A 7886-nucleotide genomic window follows, 5' to 3' on the forward strand; every position below is an offset into this window, starting at 1 on the left:
GATATCCATTAGATTCCAATATTTGGATAGAGCGTTTCGGATTATAACTAAACGACACATCTTGTTTCGGAAGATTTGGGTCTAACCAGCTATTTTGGCTTGGCAACACCAGGCCAGTTGGACTCGCTGACGTCACGTAACCGTCTTCCGCTTTCGTGCTCAGTTCTTGGCGATCAATCGCTAAGCTTATGGCCTCACGCACAGGTAGTTGGCTGAGAAGCGGGTTGCTCAGATTGGGATATAGAACAATTGGCGCCGTTGAGGGGAACCAATATTTGTTGTTTGGGCTCCGACTTGCATATACTTTATCCACGTTGGGAATAAAATACCCTGCCCAATCTATCGTTCCACTGGCCAACTGAAGTTCTGCGTTATCGTTTCCTTCCACTTCGTCAATTCGAATTTCAGGAACCTGAACCTCACCACCCCAGTAATTCGGATTCGCCTTAAAGGTATAATTTTGTTGCGAAAATGACGCAAGCGTAAACGGCCCGGTCGAAATTGGATTCGTCACCTTGACTTTAGTCGGGTCTCCAAGGGAATTCCATATATGCTTTGGAACGATTGGAGTTTGTTCTACATAGTAGGCAAACGGGACGTCCGGTTGCTTAAACTGAAACACCACGGCGTCATTGCCCTTGGCGGTGACGCTGCTTAGCTTGGACCATACTCCGTTCAAGTCGGCATCAGGATATTTCTTCAACAAATCAAACGTAAATACAACGTCCGCAGAAGTGAACGCTTTGCCATCACTCCACTTCGTTCCCTTACGGAGTTCCACCGTCATTGTTTGATTCCCATTGCTCCACACCGCACTGGTTCCAAGCATCGGGTACGTTTTCCCGCTCAAACTATCCAAGACCAAAAGCGGCTGATATAAAAATCCGAACGTGCCTGTTGGCGCCGAGCTGGAAAATGGATTAAAATCGTCAGTCACTGGACTGTTTACAATATCAAGCGTACTTCCTGAACCCCTCTTGGATGCGGACACGCTCGAGATAGCGGAAGAGTTCGCACTCGTATGATTACTCGTCGCATTGTTGGACGCAGTGGTGCCACAGCCTGACAGGGCCAACATGCCAGCCGCGGCGCATAATACTCCGGATGTTCGTAGGATGGCTTGCTTTTTCACGACGATCCCCCCTGCATCGCTCAAATTGACTCGGCAGATGCCGATGTCGTTGAAAACCCTTTCAGCACCCAGTATAGGTGCCGAATGAGCCGAACGTATACGCGAGGATCTTCAATTTTGCAGGACTATTTTAAGAAACCGTCGCGAAACTCCACCGGAGTGACACCGACGACATTTTTGAATATCCGGGCAAAGTAAGATGCGTCCGAATATCCGACTTTCTCGGAAATTTGATAGATCTTCAACGAGGACTCTTTGAGAAGGCTCTGAGCCCGCTCAATCCGAACGTTCGTGAGCGTTTGGCTGAACGTGAGACCTGTTTCAACTTTGAATAAATTGCTTAGGTAGTTCGGATGCACATAGAGCCGCTCCGCCAAAAGGCCTAAAGACAAATCGGGATTCCAGTAATCCGAACGAAGATACTGAACGGCACTCCTGACCAGCGGATGGACAGCGCCAGTATGAGACATCGGGATATCGAGAACAAAACTATTCTCATCTTGCAAGCTCTGCCTAAATAGATGTCCAACGTCCGCAAGATAAGGAGACACACCACCAAGCTTGATTTCGACATCGCCAGGCGTAATGCTTAGTATCTGTTCCTGAATTCTCCCTCTCAGTGCATCGACGTCCGGCAACGTAAAATGGCGAATGAACGCGACACAGGTAATCACACGTTCATCGAACACGACAACCGGCGTGCCATACTCGATCAGAATTTCGGTGAAAATGCGTTTAATTGCGTATCGTTGCGCGTGCGAGTCTCCACCATAGACGGAGAGCACAAAAATCCAATGGAAATTCGGAAATAGCGTTTCGTCGTAAAAATCTGCAGGTTCGTAGAACAAGTCCTGAACATGCTTCTCGAGGTACCCCATTTTTCGCATCTGAATAACATCCTTGGGCTCTGTCCAGCCGCCGTGGTCCTCGTACTCTTCATGCGACCTTTCGTCTGCCCGTTGGGCAAGGATGGTTGCCAGGACAACTGCAAGGCGGAAAACGGACGCTTGAACTCGCAAATGGTATCCCGCCGAAGACTCCCCATCATTCCTGGCGTGATCCATCATCTCATCGAGTACGGGCCGAAGCTGCATTGCAACCTCGGAATTAGCCTCCCATTTTGTCGGGTGAACAAGATTCAACTCATGAAAGAAATACCGTTGGTTGACGTCGAAGTGCACACAAAAGTATGTCATGCTCGAGGACGAGCTCACTCGACTGCAGTGTGGGATTCCCGGACTTAGGAAGAGAACATCTCCCTCGTGTACGGCAAACTCGCGTCCATCTACTTGAAAGGTTTGTGATCCCTCGATGACGAGATTGATCTCAAAGAACGGATGGTCATGCATCGGATAGGACCACCGTGACGAAACACGATTGGCGTGTGCGGCGTACAATTGGAATGAGAACTGAAAGTCCGGGATCGAAAATGCTCCATATGAACTCTCATCTTTCACCACAATCACTCCTTCGCGCCGACCGTGCGCCCTTCCCATTGATGGCGGAGTATATCATGAACAGGATGATGGAATAAACGAAAGTCCACGTCAACATCAGAACGCGATCCACTCGGGAAAGGGATGTCCATCGTCCTGCGGAATAGACCGTGTGTGATATCGGCGTGACAACCCAAACAATCCACTGTACGTCGTGCGGGAGCTTCGCCCCAATCTGTTCGCCAATGACGGAGAGCAGGGAAACGAACGCCAATATAAGCAGCGCACTGGTCTTCCTCGGGAACCATGTATCGTCGAAAAACATCCCTATGCCGACCCCGACAAGGGCAAACGAAACGGCTTCGATCAACGCAGTGAACGCGAAGCCCCACGTCATATGCGCGGTGAGCGCAAGAATCAGTACGGGATACAGCACGGAACACAGCGCAATGAGAGCCACCGTCACGCAAATAAAGCAAAGTTTCGCACGCACGTAACGACTTATGCCACCCATTTTTAGGATGGTAATTTGCTTCTGCGTTGAATGCTCCACCCGCGTATACCCGTACGCCAACCAAGTTGAAATAAGGAATGTCAATACAGCCCCCATCGAATAGGTTGCCAGTACGTCGCTGACGCCGCCGCTGTACACGATGAAGAGTGAGACCAAAAAGACGAGTAGTGGCGCCGCATATTGGTGTGAACGCACATAGTAGCGAACCATGTACCGACTGAACGCGAGCATAGAACCTTTCCCCATTTCAGCTGAGTAACCTCCTGGATTATTCCAATTGATTCAACGAACGAATATCTGCATCCATTTGTAACAAGACGCGTAAAACATCGTTCGTGATGGAGGCGTCGACATACAACGTGCAAAGGTCGCCGGCCACGTCGATGTGCATGACCCCTGGATGGCGTTCGAGTTCGTGTTTGTCTCGATTGTCTCTGAACTGCACCTGAACAACGCTTGTCCTCTTCGGCGGTTTCAATCCGACATCCTCAGACACCCTTCCTGCGTCGACTCGAACGACACGATCTGCGACCGCCGCTGCCAGAGACAATGCATGCGACACGATAACCAGAGTGGTTCCCCGCCCCTTGAGTGCCACAAGCTGAGCAACAAGCTCTTGCTGAGAGTCCTGGTCGAGCCCGGACAAAGGCTCGTCCAGCGCCAGTAAGGCAGGCTCTTTGAGAACGCCCTGCATCAGATTGACCTTCTGCAGCATGCCTTTGGAAAATCCAGTCATCCGTTCATCAGACGCAGCTTCCAAAGAAAATAAATGTAAAAGTTCATAGATCCGCAGGTCGAGCATCGATTTCGTCAGCCCTTGAAGTCTGCCCATCGCCATCAGATATTCTCTAGGCGTGAATCGTAAAATAGGAAATCGATCCGGTACGTATCCCACATCCCTCAGGTCTATGGACAATGCCCGCTTCCCGGAATCGATTGTGGTGAGACCGCAAATCACGCGCAGTAATGTGCTCTTTCCAGAACCATTCGGTCCAATCACAGCCACGGATTCTCCCGCGTAAAGCGAAAGATGGACCGAATCGAGGATTCGTGTACCCGAATACGACTTGGAGACGTCCTCAAGTCTCAACAACAGGTCTTGATCTGGCAATCGCGAAGCCCTCACCCCCCGAAATCGGTTCTCCGATACCATGCAGGCCGCCGCCCAAGCGTCTATCGATTGGCGCTTGGGACGGTTCTCGCGCTGGATTATGGTCCGCTCCTCTGCACCGCCATCCGACGCCCGCACCGCGAATATCACGCCGCCGTGGGCTTTTTGTCATTTGGCAAAAAGAAACACAGAATCGTGCCGGCAATAGGAAGAAACATCAAGATCTCGAAGATGGTCGACAAACCGATGGTGTCTGCCAACGCGCCGAAAAATGTCGATCCGATGCCAGCCGCGCCGACTCCGAAACCAATGGTCAGTCCGGAAGCCAATGAGATGTTCCGCGGGAGCAAATATTGCATGTACACAACGGTGACCGCGAATGACGACAAAATGAAAAATCCAAATGGGACCAATACGAAGAGAGACGATACGCCGTGGACGTACGGCAGGCCAATCGCGAACGGGATCGAAATCATCATGGAATACAGCAAAATTCGTTGCTTGGACAGCTTATCGGCGAGCACACCGCCGATGAACGTGCCTACTGCGCCTGCCGCGAGAAAGACGAAGGTAAGCGCGTCCGACACCTGATAACTCATGCCGTATTTGTGGGCGTAGAAAAACGGAAGAAATTGAGCCGTTCCGATTTGGCACCAGGATCTCAAAATAACAACGATGGAAAGTATCACGACGGCGCCAATTTGGTTGTCGCCCACCGCTTCCCTCATGCGCCTTCCGTTTTCGACAAGACTGTCGCGATACCATGGATAGACGCTCAGTGTCAGCATCAAACCCACAGCCACCGCGATAAACAGCCAGAGCAGTCCCGGCGAACCCGTTCCAAGCAAAAAGAGTGACACAATCAACGGACCGAGCGCCTGTCCAGCGTTCCCGCCAACTTGGAAAATGGCCTGCGACAGCCCTTTCGCGTTGCCGGCGGCCAAGTGCGCGCCACGCGACGCCTCCGGGTGAAATGCGCCTGATCCGAGACCGCTGATGGCAATGAGCACCAACAACACGGGGAAGCTTGGCACAAAGCCCACTAATGCTAGGCCAATCGTCGATAGAAAAAGCCCCAGCGGCAACATCCACGCGCGCGGATATTTGTCCGCCCAGGCGCCAAACAACGGTTGTGACACGGAGGATGCCAAATAAGAGATAAGGACAATCAAACTCGTTTCCGTGTAGGTCAAGTGATACAACGGTTTGAATATCTGCGTCAAGGCTGGCACCAGTCCGGTCGTCACCGTATCGTTCAACAGGTGCGATCCGCTGATGGCCCAAACAGCCCCAGCGTTCATTCGTTTGGATTGATTTGACGCCAGCGAAGCCATCTCTCCACCTCTCTCTGAGTTTTTTCGCCACTCGAATAATATCATACCCTGAAGATGTCTCAACCTTGATCGAAAAGAAAGCAAAAACAGCCCCGGCGGCAGCCTCTCCAAAGAGACCACCCGGGGCCATTGGCGGCAAGTTGGCCGCGAGTTCTTAGAAATGCAGATTCGCAATCGCCATAATCGCGACGAACACGCCAACGACGATGCAATACCATCCGAATGGACGCAGTGCGCGCACTTCGGACGTCTTGAAGTAACGCATCAAAAACATGGTACTCAGGAGCGCCACGATTCCCGCAACCACGCCGCCGATCAATCCATAGTGCAACATTTGGTGATTGTGCTGGTGCACTATCTTCGGCACTTCGAGCACACCTGCTCCCAAAATCACCGGCGTAGCGAGCAGGAAGCTAAACCGTGCTGATTCGTCGTATGTGAGATCGCTTGCCAAGCCAGCGGTCATGGTGATGCCGCTCCGAGAAAAGCCCGGAATCAGCGCGAACGCCTGAATGACGCCAATGATAAAGCTGCGCCCGTACGACATATCGTGAATGTGTCGGAATGTTCGTCTGCGATGACGCATCGAATCGGCCCAGAAGAGAACAAATCCGTTGATGATCAGGAAGATGGCGGCAGACAAGGCGTGCGGGAAAAGGTCCTGCAGCTTCGTCTCGAACAATTTGCCTATAATCGCGGCTGGAATCGTCGCCACCACAAGCAGGAGAAACGTGCGTCGTTCGGCGCGTCGATCGCGAATGAACAACGATGCAATGAGCCTTATCCACTCGGGCAGGAAATAGATGAGCAGTGCAAGGCCCGTCCCTAAGTGAAGCATGACGACGAACGGCAAAAATACGTTTGAAGTCGACACGTCTGTCCAATTGAACAGGTACGGCAGGATCACGGCGTGGCCGACGCTCGAGATTGGGAATAATTCGGTGATTCCCTGCACGATACCATAGATAATCACTTGCAGCATGTGCATATGTAATTGACGTCCCTTCCGAAGCTAATTGAAATGACGGTGGTGCCTTTCTCATTGTAACGGATGATTGTCGGTTGGCAATGGATTTTCGCAGCAAGTCCCATCTGCAGCAATCGATGAGGCCATCCAATCCCAAGACGCCCAGTTCGGCGCCGAGATCGACAGAAGGCACTATCACTTGGACAGCGCCTTCTTGATGGCTTTCCGCTCGTACATGTTGACGTCCGCCGCCTTAATCAGAGCATCCGGGAACACCCCGTTCATCGGATACGTGGCGACACCGACCGAGATCGACAACGACAGTCCAACTTCGCGGGTCGCCTCCGCAAGCACCAAGTCGACATCGAGCCACCCGGTTTGCCGAACTTCTCTGCGATTGCGCGACGCAATCACCAAGAACTCGTCCCCGCCCCACCGCGAGACCAAATCTGTCTTCCGCGTATGTCGCACGAGCGCGAACGCCACTTCGCGAATGACCGCGTCACCGACCTCGTGTCCGTGGTGATCGTTGATCTCTTTAAAATCATCCACATCGAGAAGAAAGACTCGCACTTCTTCATTCCTTGCATTTGCAGCCTCGAGAACACTGGGAAACACGTCAAAAATAAAGCGACGATTATATACGGATGTTAACGGATCACGTTCGGAGAAAAACCGCGCCTCGTCATACTTTCTGCCAATCCACCAACACACAGGCAACAACAGAGGGATGTCAAGCACATCGTACTTCCACATTCCCTCCTGAAACAGAAACACAGACGATGCCTGTTTGTTTACCAAAAAATAAGACGCGTGCCAAGCCAGAACGATCGCCACGACCAGCACCATAGCCCCAATACGTCCAGTAAGTCTCATAGATTCAACCCTAACCGGCGTGATGCTTCGACTATAACATAATTTGTATGTTATTTAGTAGGGTGAAATATTTTCGCGTGGAAACCTCAGTGGAACATGACGGATGGGGGGAGGAACAGGATGCGCAGGAGGGGGACGGTGGCGCGAGGGCGCGAGGGCGAAGGCGGGCGAAGGCGAAGGGGACGGTGGCGCGAGATGGCGCGAGATCACGCGATCGCGACGGTGCGAGGGCGGTGAAGGAGCGAAATAGGCGGCCCTCAGCCGCTTATTTCGGTGACAGGGCCGGGCAAGAGGCAAAATAGGCAGCCCTCAGCCGCTTATTTGCCTTCTTTCCCACAGAATGGCGCGATTCGGGCCACTTAAGCGGCGCTGGACCGCTTATTCCTCGCCCATCACACGATTCGACACACTTAAGCCGCCTGCGGACGCTTATTTCGCTGCACCCCCGATCGCCCCCGATCGCCTCCGTTGCCGTCATGCGCCCCCCGGCTGTCTGCATGCGAAAAAGGACCCGCC

Annotated in this window: 7 protein-coding genes; all 7 read right to left on the reverse strand. The window is 52.3% G+C overall.

What is annotated here, in order from left to right; translation table 11 throughout:
• Positions 1–1132 (reverse strand): ABC transporter substrate-binding protein (locus AAC01S_RS17665; RefSeq protein ID WP_169794089.1); only part of this gene is annotated, 1132 nt, incomplete at its 3' end.
• A gap of 125 nt (positions 1133–1257) precedes the next feature.
• Complete coding sequence (locus tag AAC01S_RS17670; RefSeq protein WP_067625604.1) at positions 1258–2589, reverse strand: AraC family transcriptional regulator; 1332 nt, start codon at positions 2587–2589, stop codon at positions 1258–1260.
• Positions 2579–3328 (reverse strand): hypothetical protein, encoded by a 750-nt coding sequence (locus tag AAC01S_RS17675; RefSeq protein WP_067625606.1) that lies wholly within the window; start codon positions 3326–3328, stop codon positions 2579–2581. The genes AAC01S_RS17670 and AAC01S_RS17675 overlap by 11 nt, the downstream gene beginning before the upstream one ends.
• A 22-nt stretch (positions 3329–3350) precedes the next feature.
• Entirely contained in the window at positions 3351–4193 is an 843-nt protein-coding gene (locus AAC01S_RS17680) for an ABC transporter ATP-binding protein (protein WP_169794090.1), read from the reverse strand.
• 146 nt (positions 4194–4339) lie between these two features.
• Complete coding sequence (locus tag AAC01S_RS17685) at positions 4340–5527, reverse strand: MFS transporter (RefSeq protein WP_067625612.1); 1188 nt, start codon at positions 5525–5527, stop codon at positions 4340–4342.
• Between the two features lie 154 nt (positions 5528–5681).
• On the reverse strand, positions 5682–6515 hold the full coding sequence (locus AAC01S_RS17690; protein WP_067625615.1) for an undecaprenyl-diphosphate phosphatase: 834 nt from the start codon (positions 6513–6515) through the stop codon (positions 5682–5684).
• A gap of 174 nt (positions 6516–6689) precedes the next feature.
• On the reverse strand, positions 6690–7370 hold the full coding sequence (locus AAC01S_RS17695) for a GGDEF domain-containing protein (protein ID WP_083511950.1): 681 nt from the start codon (positions 7368–7370) through the stop codon (positions 6690–6692).
• Positions 7371–7886 lie beyond the last annotated feature (516 nt).

This window comes from Alicyclobacillus acidiphilus NBRC 100859 (genome assembly GCF_001544355.1).
Taxonomy (GTDB): Bacteria; Bacillota; Bacilli; order Alicyclobacillales; family Alicyclobacillaceae; genus Alicyclobacillus; species Alicyclobacillus acidiphilus.

What these genes read in the sequence shown, in the direction of transcription:
- AAC01S_RS17690 (WP_067625615.1), bottom strand. Translation starts at nt 6,515, where the DNA reads ATGCACATGCTGCAAGTGATTATCTATGGTATCGTGCAGGGAATCACC.
- AAC01S_RS17695 (WP_083511950.1), bottom strand. Translation starts at nt 7,370, where the DNA reads ATGAGACTTACTGGACGTATTGGGGCTATGGTGCTGGTCGTGGCGATC.
- AAC01S_RS17675 (WP_067625606.1), bottom strand. Translation starts at nt 3,328, where the DNA reads ATGGGGAAAGGTTCTATGCTCGCGTTCAGTCGGTACATGGTTCGCTAC.
- AAC01S_RS17685 (WP_067625612.1), bottom strand. Translation starts at nt 5,527, where the DNA reads ATGGCTTCGCTGGCGTCAAATCAATCCAAACGAATGAACGCTGGGGCT.